The organism is Arthrobacter sp. BC5, assembly GCF_056680255.1.
The window spans coordinates 918,085-942,038 of sequence record NZ_CM155273.1 but is presented as its reverse complement, the minus strand read 5'-3'; the positions used below and the strand labels follow the sequence as shown (position 1 = coordinate 942,038).

General features: G+C 69.9%; 22 protein-coding genes. 10 read left to right on the top strand and 12 right to left on the bottom strand.

What is annotated here, in order from left to right; all coding sequences use genetic code 11:
- Positions 1–15: 15 nt before the first annotated feature.
- Positions 16–1,578: a chitinase gene (locus AC1MFI_RS04175; RefSeq protein ID WP_479819880.1), complete on the bottom strand. Its 1,563-nt coding sequence runs from the start codon at positions 1,576–1,578 to the stop codon at positions 16–18.
- A gap of 335 nt (positions 1,579–1,913) precedes the next feature.
- Between AC1MFI_RS04175 and AC1MFI_RS04170 the strand changes: the two genes are divergently transcribed.
- Positions 1,914–4,205 carry a glycosyltransferase family 2 protein gene (locus AC1MFI_RS04170; RefSeq protein ID WP_479820777.1) on the top strand — a complete coding sequence of 764 codons (2,292 nt, stop codon included), beginning with the start codon at positions 1,914–1,916 and terminating at the stop codon, positions 4,203–4,205.
- 56 nt (positions 4,206–4,261) lie between these two features.
- Here the strand turns inward: AC1MFI_RS04170 and AC1MFI_RS04165 are convergent, their stop codons facing one another.
- Both AC1MFI_RS04165 and AC1MFI_RS04160 read right to left on the bottom strand, forming a co-directional pair.
- Positions 4,262–6,595, bottom strand: coding sequence for a coiled-coil domain-containing protein (locus tag AC1MFI_RS04165; RefSeq protein WP_479819879.1), 2,334 nt, complete (start codon positions 6,593–6,595; stop codon positions 4,262–4,264).
- 162 nt (positions 6,596–6,757) lie between these two features.
- Positions 6,758–8,221 (bottom strand): protein adenylyltransferase SelO, encoded by a 1,464-nt coding sequence (locus AC1MFI_RS04160; RefSeq protein WP_479819878.1) that lies wholly within the window; start codon positions 8,219–8,221, stop codon positions 6,758–6,760.
- A gap of 130 nt (positions 8,222–8,351) precedes the next feature.
- Between AC1MFI_RS04160 and AC1MFI_RS04155 the strand changes: the two genes are divergently transcribed.
- Both AC1MFI_RS04155 and AC1MFI_RS04150 read left to right on the top strand, forming a co-directional pair.
- A complete protein-coding gene (locus AC1MFI_RS04155) occupies positions 8,352–8,543 on the top strand; it encodes a hypothetical protein (RefSeq protein ID WP_479819877.1) in 192 nt (63 codons plus the stop codon).
- Between the two features lie 64 nt (positions 8,544–8,607).
- Positions 8,608–9,303 carry a DsbA family oxidoreductase gene (locus tag AC1MFI_RS04150; RefSeq protein ID WP_479819876.1) on the top strand — a complete coding sequence of 232 codons (696 nt, stop codon included), beginning with the start codon at positions 8,608–8,610 and terminating at the stop codon, positions 9,301–9,303.
- A 39-nt stretch (positions 9,304–9,342) separates the two neighbouring features.
- Here the strand turns inward: AC1MFI_RS04150 and AC1MFI_RS04145 are convergent, their stop codons facing one another.
- Both AC1MFI_RS04145 and AC1MFI_RS04140 read right to left on the bottom strand, forming a co-directional pair.
- The gene (locus AC1MFI_RS04145) at positions 9,343–9,528 is read right to left on the bottom strand and encodes a hypothetical protein (RefSeq protein WP_479819875.1); all 186 of its coding nucleotides are present in this window, start codon (positions 9,526–9,528) and stop codon (positions 9,343–9,345) included.
- Between the two features lie 74 nt (positions 9,529–9,602).
- Positions 9,603–10,448, bottom strand: a complete 846-nt coding sequence (locus AC1MFI_RS04140) for a metal-dependent hydrolase (RefSeq protein WP_479819874.1) — start codon at positions 10,446–10,448, stop codon at positions 9,603–9,605.
- Positions 10,449–10,593: 145 nt separating this feature from the next.
- Here AC1MFI_RS04140 and AC1MFI_RS04135 point away from each other — a divergent pair, with 145 nt between their 5' ends.
- The 5 genes from AC1MFI_RS04135 to AC1MFI_RS04115 all read left to right on the top strand — a co-directional run bounded on the left by AC1MFI_RS04135 (position 10,594) and on the right by AC1MFI_RS04115 (position 17,051).
- Positions 10,594–11,571 carry an MsnO8 family LLM class oxidoreductase gene (locus AC1MFI_RS04135; RefSeq protein ID WP_479819873.1) on the top strand — a complete coding sequence of 326 codons (978 nt, stop codon included), beginning with the start codon at positions 10,594–10,596 and terminating at the stop codon, positions 11,569–11,571.
- A 141-nt stretch (positions 11,572–11,712) separates the two neighbouring features.
- Positions 11,713–12,726 (top strand): YsnF/AvaK domain-containing protein, encoded by a 1,014-nt coding sequence (locus AC1MFI_RS04130; protein ID WP_479819872.1) that lies wholly within the window; start codon positions 11,713–11,715, stop codon positions 12,724–12,726.
- 156 nt (positions 12,727–12,882) lie between these two features.
- Complete coding sequence (locus tag AC1MFI_RS04125; RefSeq protein WP_479819871.1) at positions 12,883–13,857, top strand: pyridoxal-phosphate dependent enzyme; 975 nt, start codon at positions 12,883–12,885, stop codon at positions 13,855–13,857.
- A gap of 9 nt (positions 13,858–13,866) precedes the next feature.
- Positions 13,867–14,994: an aminotransferase class V-fold PLP-dependent enzyme gene (locus AC1MFI_RS04120; protein ID WP_479819870.1), complete on the top strand. Its 1,128-nt coding sequence runs from the start codon at positions 13,867–13,869 to the stop codon at positions 14,992–14,994.
- A gap of 224 nt (positions 14,995–15,218) precedes the next feature.
- On the top strand, positions 15,219–17,051 hold the full coding sequence (locus tag AC1MFI_RS04115; protein WP_479819869.1) for an immune inhibitor A domain-containing protein: 1,833 nt from the start codon (positions 15,219–15,221) through the stop codon (positions 17,049–17,051).
- Positions 17,052–17,118: 67 nt separating this feature from the next.
- Here the strand turns inward: AC1MFI_RS04115 and AC1MFI_RS04110 are convergent, their stop codons facing one another.
- The 6 genes from AC1MFI_RS04110 to AC1MFI_RS04085 form a co-directional block, all read right to left on the bottom strand.
- Positions 17,119–17,862 carry a hypothetical protein gene (locus tag AC1MFI_RS04110; RefSeq protein ID WP_479819868.1) on the bottom strand — a complete coding sequence of 248 codons (744 nt, stop codon included), beginning with the start codon at positions 17,860–17,862 and terminating at the stop codon, positions 17,119–17,121.
- Between the two features lie 138 nt (positions 17,863–18,000).
- Positions 18,001–18,456, bottom strand: coding sequence for a GtrA family protein (locus tag AC1MFI_RS04105; RefSeq protein WP_479819867.1), 456 nt, complete (start codon positions 18,454–18,456; stop codon positions 18,001–18,003).
- Positions 18,457–18,631: 175 nt separating this feature from the next.
- Positions 18,632–19,261, bottom strand: a complete 630-nt coding sequence (locus AC1MFI_RS04100) for a superoxide dismutase (protein ID WP_400484116.1) — start codon at positions 19,259–19,261, stop codon at positions 18,632–18,634.
- Positions 19,262–19,288: 27 nt separating this feature from the next.
- The gene (locus AC1MFI_RS04095) at positions 19,289–19,810 is read right to left on the bottom strand and encodes a flavin reductase family protein (protein ID WP_479819866.1); all 522 of its coding nucleotides are present in this window, start codon (positions 19,808–19,810) and stop codon (positions 19,289–19,291) included.
- Positions 19,811–19,857: 47 nt separating this feature from the next.
- Entirely contained in the window at positions 19,858–20,298 is a 441-nt protein-coding gene (gene soxR, locus AC1MFI_RS04090; protein ID WP_479819865.1) for a redox-sensitive transcriptional activator SoxR, read from the bottom strand.
- A gap of 113 nt (positions 20,299–20,411) precedes the next feature.
- The gene (locus AC1MFI_RS04085; RefSeq protein WP_479819864.1) at positions 20,412–21,269 is read right to left on the bottom strand and encodes an SDR family oxidoreductase; all 858 of its coding nucleotides are present in this window, start codon (positions 21,267–21,269) and stop codon (positions 20,412–20,414) included.
- Positions 21,270–21,455: 186 nt separating this feature from the next.
- Between AC1MFI_RS04085 and AC1MFI_RS04080 the strand changes: the two genes are divergently transcribed.
- Both AC1MFI_RS04080 and AC1MFI_RS04075 read left to right on the top strand, forming a co-directional pair.
- Positions 21,456–22,559, top strand: coding sequence for a Gfo/Idh/MocA family protein (locus AC1MFI_RS04080; RefSeq protein WP_479819863.1), 1,104 nt, complete (start codon positions 21,456–21,458; stop codon positions 22,557–22,559).
- On the top strand, positions 22,559–23,311 hold the full coding sequence (locus tag AC1MFI_RS04075; RefSeq protein WP_479819862.1) for a ThuA domain-containing protein: 753 nt from the start codon (positions 22,559–22,561) through the stop codon (positions 23,309–23,311). The genes AC1MFI_RS04080 and AC1MFI_RS04075 overlap by 1 nt, the downstream gene beginning before the upstream one ends.
- Here AC1MFI_RS04075 and AC1MFI_RS04070 read toward each other — a convergent pair.
- Complete coding sequence (locus tag AC1MFI_RS04070; RefSeq protein WP_479819861.1) at positions 23,308–23,952, bottom strand: nucleoside/nucleotide kinase family protein; 645 nt, start codon at positions 23,950–23,952, stop codon at positions 23,308–23,310. The genes AC1MFI_RS04075 and AC1MFI_RS04070 overlap by 4 nt on opposite strands.
- Positions 23,953–23,954: the final 2 nt, after the last annotated feature.

Below are 23,954 nucleotides of genomic sequence, written 5' to 3'. Positions count from 1 at the left end.
GCGCCGGACAGCAGGTCAGGAGCCCGACTTCTCCTCGACGATCTTCAGCACCGCCGCGTCGTCGAGCTTCTGCCACGGCGAAGCATCCGAACCCTGCACCGCGGCTTCGGGGCTGTCGGCCTGGCTCCACCACTTGGCCTCGTACACGCGGCCGTCCACGAGGATGCGGTCCCCCCGCTCATAGACCGCCTTCGCGTCCCACTCCGGGTACAACCCGGCCGGGGCGGTGACCACGGGGGCAGGCCGCTCGTTCGGCAGCACCGGACCGAGCAGCGTCCACGGGGTCTCCTCCGCCTGCAGCACGGGATCATCGGGCAGGTCGCCCTGCGTCCAGTACTTCGCCGTGTACACGTTGCCGTGCCAGACCACGCGGTCGTCCTCGCGGTACGTGCCGACGTCGGACCAGATGGGGTACGGGCTCGTCTCCGGATCATCCTCGACGAGCTCCTGCGGCTCCTCCGGGACAAGGGGCTCCTCGGCGAGAGTCGCGGCCCGTCCCTCGAAGCCCGCGCCGAGGATGGGCGCGAACAGGAGGCCCTGCTGGTCCACGCCGCTGCAGGCATCGGACACCACGGTGGTGTCGGTGTAGTTCTCGCTGCACGTGGCGTCCCGGTTCAGTGACCACTGGGACATCCGGCCCACGCCGCGCTCGGCGGCGAACGCGTTGAAGGCCTCGGCGTCGTCGAGCGTGAAGATCTCGCCCTTGACGTCGTTCTGCCCGATCATCGGCGTGAGGCCGATCTTCCGCCAGGCGGCCTGCGGACCGAGCTCCATGCCCGCCCGCTGGTACAGCACCTGCACCTGGCGGTGGGTGGCATCGGCGGCGTTCTGGGACGCCGTCAGCATGCTCGTGCCCTCGGGGCGGCTTCCGCCGTAGTCCATGGTCATCACGTTCACCCCGGCGAGGTCGACGCCGGCCTCGAGGAACTGCGCGACGGCGGCCGTCCCCTCGGCGGTCATGCCGGTCGGCGCGACCGGCAGGGTCAGCCACACGTTGAGCGGCGTGTCCGTGCCCGCCCGTTCGGCCTGCAGCGCGGCGAGGGCCTCGGCCCGGCGCTGACCGGCCGCGGTGTCCTTGAGGTTCTCGCCCTCGATGTCGAGGTCCACGGTCGAGAGCGTGTAGCGGTCGACGACGGCGGCGTAGGCGTCCTTCAAGTCCTCGGGATCCTCGCAGGCCGTGGCGAGCTCGTCATTGAGGAGGCCGCCGAAGGACACGATCACCTCGCCGCCGTCCTGCACCGACCGGGCCACGCGCCGGTCGAGGTCGAGCGCGGCTTCTGCCTCGTCCAGCCCGTAGAAGGTTCCCCACGACGGTTCGCAGGGCTCGGTCTTCGATGCCACGATGAAGGACAGCACCACGCTCCCGCCGGTCTCCACCGCCGGATCCTCGAAGGCGTACGACGGCGTGGCGGTGACGTCCACGTACCCCGCGAAGAACGCCCCCGTGCTCTCGGCGACGCGGGCGTCCTCCCAGCGGTTGAACCCGGTGAGGCCACCGACGGTGACACCGCCGACCACGACGGACAGGACGGCCAGGCGGAGGACGGACAGCTTCCGGCCAGGAAAACGTGCAGACACAGGAACCCCAGATCATGAAAGGCGGCAGCGGAGGAACAGCGCGTGAGAAGTGCGCTCAGCTGCTTGAAGCTTAAATGATACTGTTACCCGGGTCACATACGGTTCGCGTGGATGCAGCAATTTGTACGCAGGGCGTAGTGGGCACAATCGGGTCTCACGGGTGGACGCTCACGGGCATCCCCCCGCCAACTGCTGGGGTAGCCATGTCCAAGAACCGCACCACCGTGCCGTCGTCCTCCGACGGCGACCGCTCCGACGTCCTGCCGGCCACGACGGAGACGCCCGCGCTTCCGTCGGCCGCAGGCCCGCACCCGCAGAAGCCCGCCGCACCCGATATGTCACCGGCACGACGACGGCAGTGGGGCGCCGAGCGGCGCTCGGAACCGCTCTCGATCGTGCACCCGACGCCGTCCTCGCGGAAGATCGCCCTCGGCCGGCTCGCCATCGTGACCACGGTGCTCGCGTGGATCACATACATCGTCACGACGATCCTCCGCCAGTTCGCCAACAACCCGAACGCGGGGTTCCGGTTCCAGGTGGAGGCGACGTCGTACCTGATCGTCGTCACGTTCCTGACGTTCTCCGCGCTCATGTACCTGCTGGCTCGCCAGGGTGCGCTGTACCGGTTCCGGGACCACACGCGCGTGCCGCGGGGCGAGCTGGACCGCCATTTCGCCCACCACGACGAGGGCATCACGGTCCTGGTGCCCTCCTACGCTGAGGAGCCGGCGGTGGTCCGCGCGACCCTCTGGTCCGCGGCGCTGCAGGAGTTCCCCAACATCCGGGTGGTGCTGCTGCTCGACGATCCACCGCACCCCACTGATCCGGTCATCCGCGAGCGGCTCGAGGCCACCCGCGCGCTCAGCTTCCAGATCGAGTCGGCGCTGCTGGAACCGTCCACGCGTGCAGCCGCGGCGCTGGCCGCCTTCGAGGGGCACCTGGAGGAGCGCGGTGGCGGCGCGCCGTCGTCGTGCGATGACCTGCCGCCCCTCATCGCGGCGTACGAGTCCGCCGCCGTGTGGCTCGAGGACATGGCCGACGCCGAACGCGTGGACGACCACGTGGACGAGTTCTTCGTGGACCTCGTCATCATGGGGCTCGCGCGCGAGCTGCGCCTGACCATGTACGCGCTGGACGCCGCGCTGGCGCAGGAGCAGTGCCCGGAGCCGGACCGCATCCGCGAGCTGTACGTGCGGCTGGTCCGGATCTTCTCCACGCGGCTCGAGACGTTCGAGCGGAAGGCCTACGCCTCCCTGTCCCACGAGGCGAACAAGGCCATGAACCTCAACGCCTACATCTCGCTCATGGGGCAGCGGTGGCAGAAGGAGCACGTGGCCACCGGCACGGTGCTGCGGCCCCTCGCGCCCGGGCAGGCCGCGGACGGCGACGTCCTCGACGTGCCCGATTCCACCTATCTGCTCACGCTCGACGCCGATTCCCTGCTGCTGCGCGACTACTGCGTGCGGCTCGTGCACCTGCTCGAATCGCCCGGCAACGAGCGGATCGCGGTCACGCAGACGCCCTACTCGTCCTTCCGCGGCGCTCCCACGCGCATCGAGCGGGTAGCCGGCGCGACGACGGACATCCAGCACATCCTGCATCAGGGCATGTCCTACTACGGGGCAACGTTCTGGGTGGGCGCCAATGCCGTGATCCGGAAGCGGGCGGTGGAGGACATCGTCGAGGTCGAGGACGTGGGTGGCTTCGAGATCAAGACCTACATCCAGGACCGCACCGTCATCGAGGACACCGAATCCAGCGTGGACCTCGGCACGCACGGCTGGACGCTCATGAACTACCCCGAGCGCCTGAGCTACAGCGCCACGCCGCCGGACTTCGGCTCGCTCGTGGTGCAGCGGCGGCGCTGGGCGAACGGCGGGCTGCTGATCCTGCCCAAGCTGTGGAACCAATTGCGACGACGGCGCCACCTCCGCGAGCAGGTCCTGTTCCGCGAGGTGCTGCTGCGGGTCAACTACATGGCGTCGATCGCATGGGCGAGCTTCGGGCTGCTGTTCCTCCTCGCCTACCCGTACGACAGCCGGCTCCTGAGCCCCGTGGTGTTCCTCGCCGCGGCGCCGTACTTCCTCGCCATGGGCAGCGACCTCCGCGACTGCGGGCACCGCTTCTCCGACATCTTCCGGATCTACGGCTTCAACCTGGTGCTGCTGCCGGTGAACCTGGCCGGCGTGCTGAAGTCCATCCAGCAGGCGTTCACGGGGGAGAAGATCCCGTTCGTCCGGACGCCGAAGGTCAAGGACAGGACGGCGGCACCGGGCCTCTACGTGGTCATCCCGTACGCGATCGTCGCGTTCTCGCTGCTCACCCTCGCCCGGGACGTGATGGAGCAGAACTGGGGCAACGCCGTGTTCGCGGGGCTCAACGCTCTGCTCGCGGCCGGCGCCATCCGCGCCTACATCGGGATCAAGAACTCGGTGGTGGATATGGGGCTCGGCGTCATGAACTGGCTGTACGTGGCGCCGCGGAAGAAGAAGGTCGAGGAGTCGAAGGTCGTCCCTAAGACCGCGGCCGAGGCGGACTGGGAGTCGATCCTGTACCACGGCGACCGTCGCCTCAACCGGGACCTGCGCTCGGGCAACGACCGCCGTCGTCGCGCCGGGGTGCGGTAGGGCTTCTCCCGTCAGGGGTGTGCAGGGTTGGTGCTGGTCCTCCACACCCCAGGCCGTCAGACCACGCAGCCGCCGAGCAGGATCTGCCCGTCGATGGCCTTGATCTGGCCCTGGACGGCGCCGAGCTTGTCCTGGAGGGCATTCACGGTTGCGCGCTGCGCGGCGACGGCGTCCTTGTTCTGCTTCTTCTGCGCTTCGAGTCCGCGGAGCACTGTCTGTGCATCGGTGACCTGCTTGTCGAGCGTTGTCAGCTGCCCCTGCAGGGTCTTCAGCTTCGCTTCCGTGGCGCTGATCTCACCGTTGAGTGCATCCAGTTGGGTGAGGAGCGGAGCCACCCGGCCCTGAAGTGCGAGTACTTCGGCTTCCTTCGTCGTGATCCGGGTGTTGAGACCGGTCAGTGCCGCGACCAGGTTGTCCATGTCGGCGTTCAGCGTGGCGATCTGCCCCTGCTTGTCCGTCACGGCCATCGCCGCACTGTCGGCCGCGGCCTGGAGTGCGGGCAGCCGATCCTGCAGCCCGGTGAGGTCTGCAGCCTTCGTAGCCACTGCTGCAGTGGCGGACCCCAGTCGGGTTTCGGCGTCCGTCAGGTCCTTGCGCAACACGTCCAGCAGTTCCCTCTGCTCGGCGACATCCGCTTCCGCCGCTTCCGCTCCGTCGACCAGGCCCGGCAGGGCGGCGTCGAGGTCTGCGACGACGCGCTCCTGGGCCGCCACCGCGCCACGGGCGTCATCAGCTGCTGCGACGAGGCCCGGCAGTTCACCACGCAGAATCTCGAGGTCCTTCTGCTGGGCGCCTGCCGCGGCCTTGGCCTCCGCCAGAGCGGTCTGCAGCGCGGGGAGCTGGCCCTGCAGTGTTTTGATCTCCGCTTCCTTGGTCACCACGACGGCGCTCGCCGCGGTCAGGGAGGACTGCAGGGGAGCAGCCTCCTTCTGGAGGTTGCTGCTCTCGGTCTGCCTGGCCAGCAGCTCGGCGTTCAGCGAGTTCACCTGGGCCTGCAGCGTGCTGAGGTCGCCCTGCAGGCCTGAGATCTGCGAGCTCTTGTCCGTGATCTGGCTATTCACGGCCGAGAGCTCGCCCTGCTTGACTCGCAGCTGCTCAATCAGTTCATCTTTTTTCTTTCCATTGCCTTTGGTGTCGTCGATCGCTGCGTTGAGTCTCGCGATTTCCCCTTCGAGCGTCGTCTTCCGGCTCTCCAGCGTGTTCAGTTCGTTCTGCGCGGTCGTCAGGGCAGCTCGCGTGGCGGTGATCTCACCGTTCGTGGCGGCGATGTCCTTCTCAAGCCTCGAGATCTCGGCGCTGACGATGCTGATGAGCGCGCTGTTCGCCGTGACGGCCTCGGCGGCCTTCGTGGCGTCCGCCCGAAGTGTCACGAGGACGCTCTCGGCGGCGTCGACCTCGGCCTGCTGTGCGGTAACTGCATCGCCAGTACGCGAGACAACGGCTTCACGAGCGAGGAGTTCGGCCTCCACTGCCGCGATGGCCACGTTCTTGGCCGTGACGGCGTCGGCGGCCACTGCGGCTTCCACCTGCAGTGCGGTGAGGGTGTCGGTGGCAGCCTCGATCCTCGTCCGCTGGGCATCGAGGGTTTCCTGGGCCGTGACCCCATCCGCGATCAGCCGGGCGAGGTCGGCTTCGGCGGCAGTGACGGCCTCATCAGCTGCACTGACTGCCGTGGCCGCATCCTCCGCCGTCGTGGTGAGGGAGGCGAGCTCACTCTTCGCCGCTGTGATCGCTGCGTTCTGGCTCTCGACCTCGCCCGTAGCCTGCGCTGCGGTGGCCTGGAGGCCGAGGAGATCGTCAGCCGCGAGACGGAGTGCTTCCCGCGTGGCCTCGACCGCGGCGGCCGCGGCGGCCTGCTGCTTCTCGAGCTCCGCTTCGTCAGCCACGGCGGCGTCCAGCTCGGCTTGGAGCGGCGCCAATGCTTCGACGATGGCGCCCTGCTGTGACTGGAGCCTCGCCAGGTGAGACTGCACGTCGGCGACCTCCGCCGTGGTCTTCGCCTGCTGCTCGGTCAGCGCCTGCACCTCCGTGGTGGCTCCCTTGACGGCGGTCTCAAGCCGTACTTCCTCCGCGGTGAGTGCGGCGAGAGCACCGTTCGCGGTGTCGATCTCCGCCTTCAGGTTGGTGGCAGTGGCCAGGAGTGCCGCTCGATCGGCCTGCAGCTTGGCGATGACATCGGCATTCTTCTTCGCCGCGGACTTGAGGAGGTTCTCCTGGACCGTGCCTCGGTGTGCCAGCTGGTTCACGACGCCGTTGCAGACCCCGGACGCGGGCCCGGTGGTTGCTGATGCCTGCGGGGCGAAGACCAGGGCGCCGCCGAGGAGCCCGGGCAGGAGGACCGCGCTTGCAAGGCGGCGCGTGAGAAGGGTTCTTGCGTTGCTGCTGGGCACGGATACTCCTGGGGGCTTGAGAACGGCGGCGTCGCCACCCCAAAGGTAGGGAGATTAGTTTGCAAAGGACATAGTGCTCTTTACGCAACTAATTTCGAGGACTACTCGCCCTCACGGTCCGGACTACGTGGAGGCCTACTCCTGCAGGTCAGGCGGGAGCTCTCAGGTGCCGCAGTACGTGGTGTACTTCCCGAAGTCCTCCGGGGCTCCGGCGGCGTACCGCTCCAGCCCCGGACGCTCCTCGAAGGGTTTGGCCAGGACGTCGACGAGGCGCTCGAGCGGTTCGAGGTCACCGGTGGTCGCGGCGTCGAGGGCCTCCTCCACGAGGTGGTTCCGGGGAATGTAGACGGGATTGACGCGGTCCATCGCGTCGGCGTCCGGGCCGAGCACGAGCCAGCGGGCGGCCCAGGCGTCGAATGCGGCGACGTCGAGCACCGTGTCCCGCGCGGGCCGCGCGTCGCCACGCACCGCGGAGCTGAGCCCCCGGAAGAAGGACGTGTAGTCCACGTGGTTCTCCTGCAGGAGGGTGAGGACGTCGTTGGTGAGCGGAGAGGCGAGCTCGTCGTCGACGTCGTCGGCCAGGCCCAGCCTGGCCTTCATGCCGGCGAGCCAGGCGCCACTGTACTGGGGGCGGAAGGCCTCGAGCGCTGCGACGGCGGTTGTGACGCCCCGCTCCTGGTCCTCGTCGATGAGTGGCAGCAGCGCCTCGGCGAGGCGCGCGAGGTTCCACTCGGCGATCAGCGGCTGGTTGGCGTAGGCGTAGCGGCCGCCGCGGTCGATGGAGCTGTAGACCGTGGCGTAGTCGAAGACATCCATGAACGCGCACGGCCCGTAGTCGATGGTCTCGCCCGAGATGGTCATGTTGTCGGTGTTCATCACGCCGTGGATGAATCCCGCCAGCATCCACTGCGCCACGAGCGCGGCCTGCGCGCTCACGACCGACTCGAACAGCGCCAGGTAGGGGCGCTCGGCCGAAGCGGCGTCCGGGTAGTGGCGGCTGATCGCGTGGTCCGCGAGGCGCTCGAGGAGATCCTGGTTGCCGGCGGCCGCGGCGTACTGGAAGCTGCCCACGCGCAGGTGGCTGCTCGCTGTGCGCGCCAGGACGGCGCCGGGCAGCATCGTCTCGCGGCGCACGTCGCGTCCCGTGGCGACGACGGCGAGCGAGCGCGTGGTCGGGATACCCCGTGCCTGCATGGCCTCGCTCACGATGTACTCGCGGAGCATGGGGCCGACGGCGGCGAGCCCGTCGCCGCCGCGCGCGAAGGGCGTGCGGCCGGAGCCCTTGAGGTGGAGGTCGCGCAGGCGCCCCTCCGTGTCCGTGATCTCGCCGAGCAGCAGGGCACGGCCGTCACCGAGTCGCGGGTTGAAGCTGCCGAACTGGTGGCCGGAGTAGGCCTGCGCCACCGGCGTCGCGCCGTCGGGTACTGAGGTACCGACCAGCAGGGCAAGCCCTTCGGGGGAGCGGAGGAACCCGGGATCGAAGCCGAGCTCGGTCGCCAGGGGCTCGTTGAGGGCCAGGAGTCGGGGCTCGGGGGCCCGTTCCGCCCGCCAGGAGATCGCCATCTCGGGTAGTTCCTGTGCGAAGCGGTGACCGAAGGTGACCCTGGAATCTGTAGGCACGCTCATCCATCCACCGTACGCCCGGGCCGGAAGGGCGTCGTCCTGCTGTTGTTCTGGCCATCGGAGCCGCCCGCACCTAAACTAGTAAGCCACCTGATGTTTCAGGTGCAGAGGCGGACGATCAAAGGAGACTTTCATGGGCATCAGCAACATGGTCAAGAACGCAGCGGGCCGCTACCTCGGCAGGTCCGGCACGGGCACCACGCCGACCACCGGGCGCACCAGGTCCGGCGGACTGGGCGGCGGAGTGACCGGCGGACGCAGGGGCACTCCGGTTCCCTCGGGCAAGACCGGCGGCATTCTCCGCAACCTGCTCAACCGCCGCTAGCACGACGCTCGGGCCCTGTTCCCCGTGGGGAATAGGGCCCGACTTCTGTGCGGTTGCACCAGTCATGCAGATTGAGATTTGGTCCGATGTGAAGTGCCCGTGGTGCTACGTGGGCAAGCGCCGCTTCGAGAAGGCCCTGGCCGGTTTCCCGCACAGGGACAGCGTCGAGGTCACCTGGAAGAGCTACCAGCTCGATCCGAACCTGCCCGACCACTTCGACGGCACGGAGCAGCAGTACCTCGCCGAGCGCAAGGGCATCGCGCCGGAGCAGGTCACCCAGATGTGGCAGCACCTCGCCCAGCAGGCCGAAGGCGAGGGCCTGCACTTCGACTTCGACCGCATCGTGGTGGGCAACAGCTTCACCGCACACCGCTTCCTGCACCTGGCCAAGTCCCAGGGGCGTGGCGACGCCGCCAAGGAGGCCATCATGTCGGCCCACTTCGAGCAGGGCCTGGATACGTCCGACGTCGACGTCCTCGTCTCCCTCGGCACCGGCATCGGCCTCAGCGAGGACGAGATCCGCGACACCGTGACCACTGACCGCTTCACGGCGGACGTGCACCACGACATCGAAGAGGCGCGGACGCTCGGCGTGCAGGGCGTGCCGTTCTTCGTCGTGGACCGCAAGTACGGCATCTCCGGTGCCCAGCCCACGGAGCTCTTCCGGCAGGCACTCGACCAGGCGTGGCAGGAAGCCCACCCGCTGGTCTCGCTCACGCCGTCCGCGGACGGCCCCGCCTGCGGCCCGGACGGCTGCTAGCGCTCCGGCACTCAACGACGGCGGGTGTCACTCCCGCCGTCAGCACCGCGAGGAACCCTGCGCCATCCTCTTCAGCTCGTCCTGGACACGCGCCAACTCCGTGAGGCGCTGGGCCTGGAGCTCCTCCGGGTCCGGCCGTCGGTGCTGCGCGGGCGCGGGATCGGGCAGGATCGGCGCGGCCGCCCCGTCCTGCAGGGGATCGAAGAACAAACCGTCGCGGTGCATGGGACTTCCTCCAGCTGTCGGTATCTACGCCCGACAGTAGCGCTGCCGTGTTTCCGGCTTCTTTCGTGGCGCCATCACCCGAACCCGACGATGCGCGCGACCGCCATTCCGCCGTCGCCGATCCGGGTGATGGCCCAGCCGATGCCGCCCATCGCGTAGAGCGAGACGGGCACCAGGAGGCACCATTCCCGCGCCGACCCCGCATTGCCGAGGACGGGCACCGCGATGTTGCCGTTGGGCCGCCACACCTGCGCGACCACCGGGAGTCTCGCCAGGCTCCGCGGGCGCCGGATGCGGAACGGGTACACGGGGTTGCAGCCACCCGTGGTCAGCATGTCGCCGAGGATGTGGACGACGACGCCGATGCCCACCGCGAGCGGGAACCAGAACTGCTCCTCGGGGGCGAAGGCGGTGACGAACGCGCCCGCAGTCAGGCCGACGGCCCACGGCGACCTCCGCATGCTGTCCGGGATGATCTTCAGGGCCTTCGCCGCGAAGGAGACGAGCAGCACCGTGAGGAGGCCGGCGCCGGGATAGATGGTGCCGAAATCGACCGTCTCCACGGTCCAGAGCCCGGCGACGAACGCGACGGCGACGAACGCGGCGACACCGAGGAGCGAGTGGGTGCCGCGGCGATGGCCGCCGGAGATCGCGCCGACCGCGGCGCAGAACAGGTTGGAGAGCGGCGGCAGGGAATGGGCGATCGTGGCGCTGTGGTGGTCGGCATCGGGAAGGAGCGCTGCACCCGCCGTCACGAGGGCGCCCGTGACGACGCCGACCGGGCTGACGTCCAGCAGTCCGAACCCGAGGGTGACGGACTCCGGGAGGGCTGACAGGAGGAGGCCCGGGTGCACCTCGATCTGCGTGGTGGCGGCAACCCAGGCGGCGGCGCCGCAGGCAGCATGGTGGGCGCCCATCATGGCGGGAAGTCCTTTCGGTGAGACCACGCCGGCTGCGGGGGCGGCCGGCGGCAAAGTCCCATCCTGACGGGCGTCACCCCCATTATCGGAAAACCGCCCGGACGGCCCGGCGGAATCATGCCGGCCCGCCGCCGGTTCCATCGATATGGCCCTTCCCTTCTCCGGCGTGTCCGTCCTCGACCGCGCGCAGTCCCGGCTCGGCTCCTCCGAGGCGGAGACGCTGCAGCACGTGATCGAGCGCGCGCAGCGGGCCGAACGTCTGGGCTACCGGCGCTTCTGGGTGGCCGAGCACCACGGCGTGCCCGGCATCGCGGGGTCCGTGCCGGCGGTACTCGCGGCGGCCGTCGCCTCGCGGACGGCGACCATCCGGGTGGGGACCGGCGGGATCATGCTGCCGAACCACCAGCCCCTCGTGGTCGCCGAGCAGGCGGCCACCCTGGCCGCGCTGTCCGGCGGCCGTTTCGATCTCGGGCTCGGGCGTTCCCTCGGGTTCACGCAGGCCGTGCGGTCGGCGCTGCGGACGGGGACGGAGGAGGCGGACCGGTTCGGTGAGGACATCGCCGAACTGCTCGCCTTCCTGGGCGGCACGGCCCCGATCACTGCCCGGCCACAGGATGCCGGCCGCACACCCGTCTTCATCCTGGCTACGGGCCACGGCGTGGACATCGCTGCGCAGGCCGGCCTCGCCGTCGTGCTCGGCGGGCCCGCCCTGTTCCGGGACCGCAATCCCGCCCTCGAGCGCTACCGCTCGTCCTTCCGCCCCTCACCGTGGTGGGACCGTCCCCACGTCACCGCTTCCCTGAACGTCGCGGTGGCAGAGACGACGGCGGCGGCGCGACAGCTCCTCCTCCCGGAAGCCAGGGCGATGGCCGTCTCGCGGACCAGGGGATATTTCCCGCCGCTCGAGGCGGTGGACGACGGGCCCCTGAGCACCCGGGAGGAGAGCTACGTCGAGGAATCGCTCGCCACCGCCGTCTACGGGACGGCCGCCGACGTCGAGCGGCAGCTCTACGACCTGCAGGTGAGGACGGGTGCCGACGAACTGCTGGTCAGCGGCGGAGCGTTCGACCTCGAGGCGCAGGCCCGCTCTGACGAGCTGCTCGCGGAGCTGGCGGCGTCGTAGCGGTCGCCGGCGGAAGGTTGCCGGGAGCAGCAGCCGATCACTCCGATGGCTAGCGACCCCCGGAATGGTAAGCATGCTTGTTGTTCGGCACGGTATCGCCCTACTGTGACGTCACCCCACTGTTTCCCGTGGGCGGAACCGATGACAGGACTCCCCATGCTCACCATGCACGATCTCGCTCCACTTCTCCGCCGTCGCAGCGCGGTGATCACGGACCAGGGGGACAAGGTGGGGTCGATCGGCGTGGTGTACCTCGATGACGTCACCGAGGAACCGACCTGGGCCACCGTCCACACCGGACTGTTCGGCACCAGGGAGTCCTTCGTCCCGCTCCTGGGCGCGGCGGTCCGGGGCGGGCAGCTCGTCGTGGCCTACTCCCGGGACCTGGTCAGGCATGCTCCGTCGACGGAACGCGACGGCCACCTCGATCCCGAGGAGGAAAGCGGGTTGTACGGCCACTACGGCCTGGCCCGCGCCGCCGCGGTGGTCACCGACGCGGACGCGGTGGTCACCGACACGGTGGCACTCACCGACACGGACGCGGCAGTCACCGACGCGGATGCGGTGGTCACCGACGCGGCGGCGGTCGCCGACACCGATTCGGCGGCGACCCGCGGGCCCGCCGACGGCGAACCCTGGATGATCCGCTCGGAAGAGCGCCTCCGGATCGGGAAGGAGCGGTACGAGGCCGCTCGCGTCCGGTTGCGCAAGTACGTCATCACCGAGGAGGTCACGCAGACAGTGCCCCTCAAGCGCGACGAGCTGCGGATCGAGCGCGAGCCGATCACGACGACGACGCTCGATAGTGCTACACGGGACTCGCTCTTCCAGGAGGAGGTTGTCGAGTTCGTGGGTCACGAGGAGCGCGCGGTGGTGCGGAAGGAAACCGTGCCCGTCGAGCGGGTGCGGTTGGCTACAGCCGCGGTGACCGGGAGGGCGACGGTCACCGAAGAAGTCCGTAAGGAACGTATTGCGACGAACGTCCGGGACATCCCGGATCCCGGCGGAAACGCGACCAGTGCCGGCACGTCCACCGAGGATTCCGGTGCCGGCGGTACGCCGACCGGTCGGGCCCGGAGCGCAGTCGATCGCTCCGGGAACATCAAGCGGAACAGTCCGAACGCGATCATCAAGGGCAGGAACAAGCGGCGCTGACCTCTGGCGTCCCGGGCGCCAGGGCCGTGACGCCGGATCCTGTTCCAGCCCCTGCATGCCCGCTCGGGCTCACCTGCAACACCTTGACTACCCTTGCCAGAAGGTGGCCCGATCAAGGCGTTGCCGAATGCAGGAGTACGAACCATGGAGGATGGCATGACCGGTCCAATGCATCAGTACGCTGGGTCGCCCACCAGGGCGCGCCTGGGGTCGTGGCCCACCCCGCTGGAGCCCGCCCCGCGCCTGTCCCGAGCCCTCGGCCTCGATCCGGACGACCTCTGGATCAAGCATGACGACCTCACGGGGCTCGGCGGTGGCGGGAACAAGGTGCGCAAGCTCGAGTGGACGGCGGGAACAGCGCTGGTCCACGGCGCCGACGTGCTGGTGACCAGTGGCGCAGCCCAGAGCAACCATGCGCGCCTGACCGCGGCCGCCGGAGCCCGGCTCGGGGTCGACGTCGTCCTGGTGCTCACCGGGTCGCCCGCCGCGCTCGGCAACATCGCACTCGATGCCCTGCTCGGCGCCACGATCCACTGGGTCGGCGACGTGCCGGCGGGCGAACTCGCGGAGCGGGTGCAGGAGGTCGCGGACTCGCTCGCCGCGCAGGGCCGTACACCCGGCGTCATTCCCTTCGGGGGTTCCAACGCCCTGGGCGCGAGGGGCTACGAGCAGGCCGGCATGGAGCTCCTCCGGCAGAGTCCGGGCGTCGAGCAGTCCGTCGTGGCCGTGGGATCGGGCGGCACGATGGCCGGCCTCGTCGCGGCCCTCGGCGCGAAGCGGGTCCTCGGCGTCGACACCGGGGCGATGCCCGAGCCGGTCGCGGCCGTCGCCGGTATGGTCGCGGAACTCACCGGCCGGCCCGAGGACGGGACCGCCCTCCGCGTCGACCGGACGCTGGTGGGGCCCGGCTACGGGTCCGTCACCGAGGAGGTTCTCGACGCCATGACCCTCGCGGCCCGCACCGAGGGCCTCGTCCTCGATCCCACCTACACGGCGCGCGCGATGGCCGGACTCCTCGCCGCGGTCCGCGACGGACGGATCGGGCGCGGCAGGCGGGTGGTCTTCTGGCACACGGGGGGTCTTCCCGGGCTCCTGGGGCACCCGGCCGCGCTGGAGAGGATCGTGGGCTAGGTGTCAGGTGTGGAGCACGACGACGCAGCCGCGTTCGCGTCCTACCAGGACGCCTTCTCCGAAGCCCCCGGGTACCTGAACTTCGCCAGCTTCGGGCCGCCGTCGAGCAGGGTCCGTGATCGCGTGGCACACCTCATGCAGGCGGCGGGCGACGCCGCACCCGGTGCGAGCGAGACCCTGCACGCCGAGGACCTCCGCGCACGGGAAGCCTTCTCCCGACTGAGCGGGTTCCCGATCGACCACGTGGGGCTGACTAGCAGCACCTCCCTCGGACTGTTCCAGGTCGCCTTCGGCCTGAGCGCTGGAACCGTCCTCGTCAGCGCCGGTGAGTTCCCCTCGAACACCTACCCGTGGCTGCGCACCCAAGACGTCGGACGGGCCCGCGTCGAGCTCGTCGGAGCGCCCGGCACGCTGGTCACCCCCGACGTCGTCGCCCGCGGGATGACGGAGAACACCGTTGCGGTGAGCGTCAGCGCCGTGGACTTCCGCACCGGCTACCGGGCGGACCTCCCGGGTATCCGCGACGTGATCGGGCCCGATCGCCTTCTCGTGGTGGACGGGATCCAGGGGTTCGGCATCGTGGACCAGGACTGGACCGCCGCCGACGTCCTGATCGCCGGCGCGCAGAAGTGGGTCCGGGGCGGATGGGGCGTCGCGGCGCTCGCGTTCTCGCCGCAGGGCATCGACCGGATCGAGCCGCTGCTCACCGGGTGGACGGGCGTCACGGATTCCCGCCGGTACGACGGCGAGGAGCACCCTCCGCTGCCCGGCGCCGAGCGCTTCTCCATCTCGAACCTCTCGCCCTATGCGAGCGGCGCCTTCGCGGAGGCGCTCGAACTGGTCGAATCGGTCGGGGTCGCGGCGATCGACGGCATCGTCGAGACGCATGCCGCTGCCCTGACCGGGGAGCTCGACGCCGTCGGGGTGCCGGTCCTCTCGCCCCGGGATCGCGAGCGGCGGGCGGGAATCGTGGTGGCGGGACTTCCACAGCGGGCGGCGGAGGCACATGCGGCCTTGACGGCCGCCGACATCTCCGCGACCCTGCACGGTCAGGACCGCATCCGGCTCTCCGTCCACGCGACCACCCGGTCCGACGTGCTGGGGGAAGCCGCGGGAGTGCTGGCGCGGTTCGTGTAGCCGAGCCCGCTCCCGGGTGCCGGGCGCACTATAAGCCTCCTCCCCGGGGTGCGCCAGAGGCCGGGCGAAAGGTGGTTCACAGAACGCAACCACTTCCCCGGGTGTCCGTGGCCAGTGCTAGCGTGCCAGCCAGAACGTGTGACTCAGGCAACATGTTCGTAACCTCAGGCACCTAACCTGAGGGTGCTCTGCATCCGCTGGGATATTTGAACTAAGGAGAACCCTTGAATCTCACTCCACGTACACGGGGGCTGCGGTGCGCGATGGCGCTCGCCGTGACCAGCGCCGTCGTGCTTGCTCCCGTGAGCGCACAGGCCACCACCGGCACCGCGCCTGGCTCGGCCACCGCCGCGCCGTCGTCCTCCACCTCCTCACCCAGCGCCGACGGCGCGGCGGAGAAGCTCGACGACCGCTCCGATCCCGCCGCCGAAGAGCGCCGCGACCTGAACCAGCAGGCCGTGGCCAAGGTCCTCTCGGGCGAGGCGACGGTCGAGGACCGCGGCGGCTCCAAGGCCGTCAAGGTCGCCCCCGGCCAGTGGGCGCAGTACGGCCTGCAGGACAGCGACCAGATCCTGTCCTTCCTCGTGGACTTCGGGGACCAGGTGGACCCGCGGTTCCCGACCTCCACGGCCGGCCCCACCCACAACACCATCAAGGAGCCGAACCGGGCGGTGGACAACTCCACCTACTGGTCGGACACCTTCGACCGCGAGCACTACCTCGATATGTTCTTCAGCGAGGAGGGCGAATCGCTGAAGGGCGTGTACGAGGAGATGTCCAGCGGCCGGTACACGGTCGACGGCGACGTCAGCGACTGGGTCAGGGTCCCCTACAACTCGGCGAGCTACGGCGAGACCGAGAGCCAGGCGGACATGACCCGCTTCGTGCAGGACACGGCGGACGCCTGGTACGACTCGCAGGTCGCCGCGGGCAAGACCGCCGCGGAGATCGACGCGTACCTCGCGAGCTTCGACCAGTGGGACCGCTACGACTTCGACAAGGACGGCGACTTCGACGAGGCCGACGGCTACATCGACCACTTCCAGGCCATCCACGCGGGCGAGGGCGAGGAGGCCGGCGCGGCGTCGTCGGCCATCTGGTCGCACCGCTGGGCCGTCGGTCAGGCCGGGCGCGGTACGTCCGGTCCTGCAACCAACCCCTACGGTGGGATCAGGATCGGTGACTCGGACATCTGGATCCGTGACTACACCACGGAGCCCGAGAACGGCGGCCTCGGCGTGTTCGCGCACGAGTACGGCCACGACCTCGGCCTGCCCGACCTGTACGACACGAGCGGTGGCGAGAACGGCACGGGCTTCTGGACTCTCATGAGCTCCGGGTCATGGCTCGGCCACGGGAACGGCTCCATCGGCACCACCCCGAACCACATGGGCGCCTGGGAGAAGCTTCAGCTCGGCTGGCTGGATTACGACGTCGCCACCGCCGGCGTGAAGTCGACCCACAAGATCGGCCCGTCGTACCACGCCACGAAGGCTCCGCAGGCCGTGGTCGTGAACCTGCCCAAGGACGCCGCCGGCAACGGGCGCTTCTACATCGCGGAGAACCGCGTGTACGGCGGTTACGACGCGACGCTCGCCACCGGCCCGTACAACTTCGGCTGGGGAGTCACCGCACCTGACACCGTGGAGCACTACGCCTACCAGGACGGCCTGAGCATCACCTACTGGAACACCGCGCAGCGCAACAACAACACCCGCCAGCACCCCGGCGCCGGACTGGCCCTGCCCGTGGACGCCCACCCGAAGGCCCTCACCTGGTCCGACGGAACGATGGTCCGCAACCGCATCCAGAGCTTCGACGCCACCTTCGGCAAGCAGGCCACGGATGAGCTCAGCCTCCACCGCGAGACCGCAGCCGGCATGACGACGCTCACCGCGCCGTCGCAGCCCGGCGTCGCAGTCTTCGATGACACGAACCCCAACGCCTACTACGACGCCGCGAACCCGCAGGGCTCCGTCGTCGTCGCCGGCACGGGGACGAAGATCGAGGTCGTGCAGTCCAACTCGACGGGCATGCTGACCCTGCAGGTCCGCTAGCCCAGCACGCCGAAGGAGCCGGGAGGAAACTCCCGGCTCCTTCTGCGTGCCGCTTCCGAAGGCGGGGTCAGTGCGTGCGCCGCCTGCGCCGCGGCTGGGAGACGACGGCGATCGCGAGGGTGAGTGCGACGGCGACCAGGCTCAGGATGCCGGCCGCCACGTAGCGCGCGGAAGGTCCGTCGCTGGTCAGCACCTGGGCTTCCACGATCGCCTCGTCGGCCTGGGGCTGCTCCGTAGCGGTGCCCGTCGGCGCAGTTCGTGCGCCGCGGGAAGGCGGGATGGCCGACGGCGGCACGGGCGCGGGCACCGCGGCACCGCCCATCCTGACGGCACTGTTCCCGGCCGGCACGCCCGAGGGGGCGGCCGGCTCATCCGAGGGCTCCGAGGGCTCCGACGGATCCGACGACGTCGGAGCGGTCCCGGAGGGCGATGCGGTCGGTGAGGGGGTGGGGGAGGCTGTGCCGGGATCGGCGCCCGTAGTGGTCGTCGGCGCTGCCGGGGCCGGATCGGGTGTGACGCCTGCCGTATCGGACGGTGCGGGTTCGGCAGGGAGGGTGCCGGGTCCGGTGGGAGCGTCCGGAGGCAGGGTGCCGGGTTGCGTAGCCGGGCCGGGCTGCTCAGGAGGGGTGACTGGGGTGTCGGGGGTGGTTGAAGGCGAAGCGATCGCTTCTTCCGGCTCGGGCAGGACCGGGGTCACTTGCCCTGCCGTTCGCGTAGCCGGCTGGGGGGAGTTGGCGGTGGCAGGTCCGGACGCGGCAAGCAGGAGTCCGCTGCTGAGGGCCAGGGCTGTGAGGGCGGTGGGGACGCGCATGGCGGAGTCTTTCCGGGGGGACGTGCGGCAGTTCGGAAGCGTGCTGACAATCGGTTTTCATCCTACGCGCCGGACGCGGGCTGCGCCGAGCGCCGGCAGGAGGCCGACGGCTCGTGCGGTGGGCCCGGCGTCCGCCCGTCAGGAGCCGGCGGCGCAGGGTTCGCGGGTCGGTACGGCGGGTGCTGCGGGCGGTGCGGGGCGGAAGACGAAGAACCGGTAGGCGGCGTAGCGGAAGACGTTGCCCAGGAGGACGCCGACCACGTTGGCCGAGATGTTGTTGGCCAGGGGGCTCGTCAGTCCGAGGAGGTAGTGCGACACGGCGAGGCAGGCGGCGGCAATGCCGAGCCCCACGAGGTTCGTGAGGCCGAACAGGACGGCCTCCTCGCGTTTGGGCCGGCCGGCGAACTTCCGGAAGGTGACGTAATGGCTGCCGAGCCAGGAGACGCCGGTGGCCAGCGTCACGGAGGCGACCTTGGAGGTGATGGGGCCGATCCCGAATCCCGAAGCCAGGATGTTGTAGACCGAGATGTCGACGAGAAAGGCGACGGTGCCGACGATCGTGAAGGATCCGAGCCGCTGCAGGGCCTCACGCACGACGTTGCTCCTTCTGACGATGACGATCCATCCTACTCCTTAGGTTGCCTAAGCAACCAATCGGGAGGACGCGGACACGCTGCATTCCGGCTGGTGCTGATGCCCTGGATCGCACGCAGAAGGGCCGCCCCCTGAGGAGGCGGCCCTTCGGGGTCCGGCCCTTCGGGGCCGGGTGTCAGAGGCCGGGGGTGATGAGGGTGGAGGCCCCGGTGCGGGCTGCCTGGAAGCGGGTCTGGACGTCGGCCCAGTTCACCAGGTTCCACCACGCCTTGACGTAATCGGGCTTGACGTTGACGTAGTCCAGGTAGAACGCGTGCTCCCACATGTCCAGCATCAGAAGCGGCACGGTACCCACCGGCACGTTGCCCTGCTGGTCGTAGAGCTGCTCGATCACGATGTTCTTCCCCAGCGGCTCGTACGCCAGCACCGCCCACCCCGACCCCTGCAGGGAGGTCGCAGCAGCGGTGAAGTGGGCGCGGAACGCGTCGAAGGACCCGAACGCGTCGTCCAGGGCCGCGGCGAGCTCACCCTCGGGCTTGTCGCCTCCCTCGGGGGACATGTTCTTCCAGAAGATGCTGTGGTTGATCACGCCGCCGACGTGGAACGCGAGGTCCTTGGAGAGCTTGGGGATGGTCCCGAACTGGCCCGTGGCGCGGGCCTCGGCGAGCTGCGCGAGGGCGTCGTTGGCGCCCTTGACGTAGGTGGCCTGGTGCTTGGAGTGGTGCAGCTCCATGATCCGGCCCGAGATGTGCGGCTCCAGGGCCGCGTAGTCGTAGTCAAGATCCGGCAGTACGTATTCGCTCACGTTTTGCTCCTCGTTGGTGTGGTGGTGTCATCCCAGCAGCGACTGGTCGCCCAGCCGATGGTAGGAACGGTTGTGGTAGACGAGCGGCGCGACGTCGTCGTGCGTTCCCTGTTCGATGGACAGGACCTCGGCGGCGATGATCATGGAACCGCCGACCGGCAGCCGGTGCAGGATGCGGCAGCGCAGCGCCCACGGTGCATCTGTCAGGAGGGGCTCCCCCGAGGGGAGCGGGTGCCAGTCCGCGGCGCCGCCGAAGCGGTCGGCGCCGCGCGTCGCGAACAGCTGGGCGATGCCGAGCTGGTCCGCGCCGAGCAGGTGCACCACGAGTGTGTCCGCCTGGACGAGGGCGGCCGCCGATGGCGACGCCGTCGAGACGGAGAAGGCGAGGACGGGGGGCTCCGCCGAGACCGAGGAGACGGACGACGCCGTCAGGCCGACAGGGCCGTCGGGTCCCCGGGCCGTGATCACGGCGATTCCCGCAGGGTGTGCGCGGAAGGCGTCTTTGAAGAGTTCGGCGGTGGGTGCTGCGTGACCCGTTGGGACTGTCATGCCGTCAACGCTAGAACCTCAACAAAGCTTGAGGTCAAATCGGCCCCTCACGGGTCGAGGAGGGTGGAGGGGATGCCGCGCCGCCCGGCGGCATCGTCCGGATTGACGAAACCGCACGTGGCCAGCGACAGGCATCCGCACCCGATGCAGCCGCCCAGCCTGTCCCGCAGGTGCTCGAGCTGGGCGATGCGTTTCTCGATCTCCTGCTGCCAGGCAGCCGACAGGCGCTGCCAGTCCTCCTGGTCCGGGATGCCGTCCTTCGGTAGCTCCGCGAAGGCCGCGGCCACCGTGGCGAGGGGGATGCCCGCACGCTGGGCGGCCCGGATGACGGCGACGCGGCGCAGGATCGAGCGGTCGTACCGGCGCTGGTTGCCCGATGTCCGGCGGCTGAAGATCAGGCCCTGCCGCTCGTAGAAGTGCAGGGCGGAGACACTCATGCCGCTGCGAGCTGCGAGCTGTCCGACCGAGAGGTCCTGGTCATGCGGCACGGTGCTCCTTCCCTGCGCTTCCGCCGTGGTGATGCCAGCGTAGCTGCGGCCGCACGGCCGCCGGACCGCAGCCCGGCCGCCGCGCTGTGCCGGCCCGGCCCCCGCGCTGGAGGCTACGCGCCGAGCAGCTCGCCGACGTACTGCCGCAGCGGCGTCGTGGGGCGGCCGATGACGCGCGAGAGGGTGCCGTCGCTCTCGGCGAGGAGGCCCTCGGCGATGTTCGCGTCGAGTGCCGCGACGAAACCGGCCGTACCCTCGTCGAGCCCGAAGCCCTTCAGCGCCGCGATGTGCTCCTCGGTGGAGACCTGGTTCACGGTCACGTGGTTTCCCGCGACCTCGGAAACGGTCGCGGCCAGCTCGTCGAAGTCCCAGGGCTCGTCACCGCCGAGTTCGAGGATCTCGCCCGCGTACTCGTCGGAGAGCAGGACGACGGCGGCGGCCTCGGCGTAGTCCCTGCGCGTCGCGCTCGCGACCTTCCCGCTGCCCGCGCTCGTCAGGATGGACCCCGTGGAGGCCGCCTGGCGGATGGTGTCGTCGTAGTTCTCGGTGTACCAGTTGTTCCGCAGCACCGTGTAGGTGAGGCCCGACCCTTCGAGCAGTCCCTCGGTGGCCTTGTGCTCCGGGGCGAGGACGAGGGCCGAGGTCGAAGCCTTGGGCGCGCTCGTGTACACGAGGGAAGCACCTGCCTTGCGGGCCGCGTCGATCACGGCCTTGTGCTGCACGGAGCGCTGTCCCACCTCGTTGCCGGAGATGAGGAGGACCTTCTCGGCGCCGACGAAGGCGTCGTCGAGGGTGGACGGGTCCGCGTAGTCGACGCGCGCCGCCCGGACGCCGTGCCCGGCGAGCTCGGCCAGGGCCTCCTCGTTGCGGCCACCGGCCACGATGGTGGACGGATCCACGCCGCGCGCCAGCAACTGTTCGATGACCTGGCGGCCGAGGTGGCCGGTGGCTCCCGTGATGACGATCGTCATGTGTGTCCTCCTGTTCGGGGCACCCGTGTGGTGCAGCTACAGGCGGTAACCCGGGCCGGGCCGGGATACTTCCCGGCCACGAGGGATCGCGGGGCGGCGGGGATCCCGTGGACAGGGCGTGTCTCCAGACGGTAGGACTGCAGGAGGGGTGCACGCGCCACGGGATCGAGTGGGAGGACACAGGCATTGGTCGAGCAGGGAACGGACGGGCGGGCGGCGCACGGGGAACGGCGCCTCAAAGTAGGTGTGGTGGGGATCGGCTGGGCCGGGCGCCAGCACCTGGACGCCTACGCGAGCAGGGAGGACGTCGAGATCATCGGGGTGGCCGGTATGGAGCCGGGCCTCCTCGCCGAACTCCGCGACGAGTACGGCGTCCCGCACGCGGTAGCCCGCTGGGAGGACCTGATCGCACTCGAGGGGCTCGACGCCGTCAGCGTCGCCGTCCCCACGTTCCTCCATGCCCCGATCACGGTCGCGGCCCTGGCCCGGGGCCTCCACGTCCTCAGCGAGAAGCCGATCGCGCGCAGCGGTGACGAGGCCCAGCTGATGGTCGACGCCGCACGCAGGGCCGGGCGCGTCCTCGAGATCGCCTTCAACCATCGCCGCCGCGGCGATATCACCGCGCTCAAGCGCGTCATCGACGACGGCGGACTCGGCCGACCCTACTACGCCAAGGCCTCCTGGTTGCGCCGCTCCGGCATCCCGTCACTCGGCAGCTGGTTCACCAACCGGGACATGGCCGGCGGGGGCCCGCTCGCGGACATCGGCGTCCACGTGATCGACTACGCGCTGCACCTGCTCGGCGAGCCCAAGGTCCTCTCGGTCTCGGCGTCGGCCTATTCGGAACTCGGGCCTCAGGGCCGGGGCGGCGGGACCTACGGGGCCCAGGCGGCGGGCTCGGCCTTCGAGGTGGAGGACTTCGCCTCCGCGTTCATGCGCCTCGAGGGCGGCGCGACCCTCCTCGTGGAGGCGGGCTGGGCCGCCTACCGGGAACCCGAGGACCTCATGGACTTCCGGGTCTACGGTACCGACGGCGGTGCTGCGCTAAGCCGGGTCGGCGGACCGCAGGACGCCGTCGAGACGCTGCGCGTCTTCACCGAGAAGGGCGACCACGAGCCGGAGGTCGGCCCATCCCTCGGCCACCGTGGCGTCGTCGACGACTTCCTCGCAGCCATCCGCGCGGGCGCGTCGGAGTGGGGCCGGCACGACGGCTCGCTCGCGCTCGACCGGGCCCGCATCATCGACGCCTGTTACGCATCCGCAGCCCAGCACCGGGAGGTCCACCTCTGATGGCATTCGACACCAAGCCCACCATCCACGTCTGGAACGAGGGCGTCCACGAGGCCCGCAACGAACCGGCGACCATCGGGGAGATGTATCCGCGCGGCATCCACGGCGCCGTCGCGGAGGCCCTCGCCGGGTACTTCCCCGGCTCGGACATCACGACGGCGACACTCGCGGATCCCGAGCACGGGCTCACGGAGGAGCGCCTCGCCAGGACGGACGTGCTGCTGTGGTGGGGGCACATCGCCCACGGGGAGGTCTCGGACGACGTGGTCGACCGCGTGCAGCGCCACGTCCTCGGGGGCATGGGGCTCGTGGTGCTGCACTCGGGCCACTTCTCGAAGATCCTCACGCGGCTCCTCGGCACCACGTGTTCCCTCGCATGGCGGAACGACGGCGAACGCGAGCTGGTCTGGACGGTCAAGCCGTCGCACCCGATCGCCGCGGGCATCGAGAGCCCCATCGTCATCCCGGAGCAGGAGATGTACGGGGAACTCTTCGACATCCCCGAGCCGGACGACCTCATCTTCATCAGCTCCTTCGCCGGCGGTGAGGTGTTCCGCTCGGGAGTGACCTTCTCCCGGGGCAAGGGCCGGATCTTCTACTTCAGCCCCGGCGACCAGGAATACCCGGTCTACCACCACCCGCAGATCCAGCGCGTGCTCGCCAACGGGGTGGACTGGGTGGCGCAGCCCGGCATCGCCCGCTCCGCACCCGATGTCGGGAACCCCGCACGGGACTGGTTCCTCGCCGACTAGGGGAGCACCCATGAGGAGCAGTCGAGGATCCGGTCCGCGGCCGGCCTCGTGGCCTCGACGAGGGAGGCGTTCGCCTCGTCGACCCGGAGCACCCACTCCTCGGCGGCAGCGGGTGACTTGCCGAACTCGATGTGCCGCGCCACGAGCCGGCTGCGCCGCAGGGCCGGGTCGACGTCGATGAACCAGACCTCATCGAGCTGCCGGCGTGCAGCGTGCCAACCGGGGGCATCGACGAGCAGGTAGTTCCCCTCCGTGACGACCATCGACACGGAGGGTGGGACGGGCAGCGCGTTCGCGAGTGGCTGCTCCAGGTCGCGGGCGAAGGCCGGCGCGTAGACGGTGTGGTCCGGACGGCTCCGCACCCGGTCCAGCAGCGCCGCATACCCGTGGGCGTCGAACGTGTCGGGAGCGCCTTTCCGCTGCAGGAGGCCCCTGCGCACCAGCTCCTGGTCGGCGAGGTGGAAACCGTCCATGGGCACCTGCGCCCACGCCTCGGGATCGTGCGCAGCGAGCGCCGCCGCGACGGTGGACTTGCCGGAGCCGGGTGTGCCGGTGATCCCGATCAGCCGGCGCCCGTCATGCGGCGGGGGAGGCAGGAGGGAAACGAGGTCCTGCACTCCGGTGACGACGATCGGCCCCACGT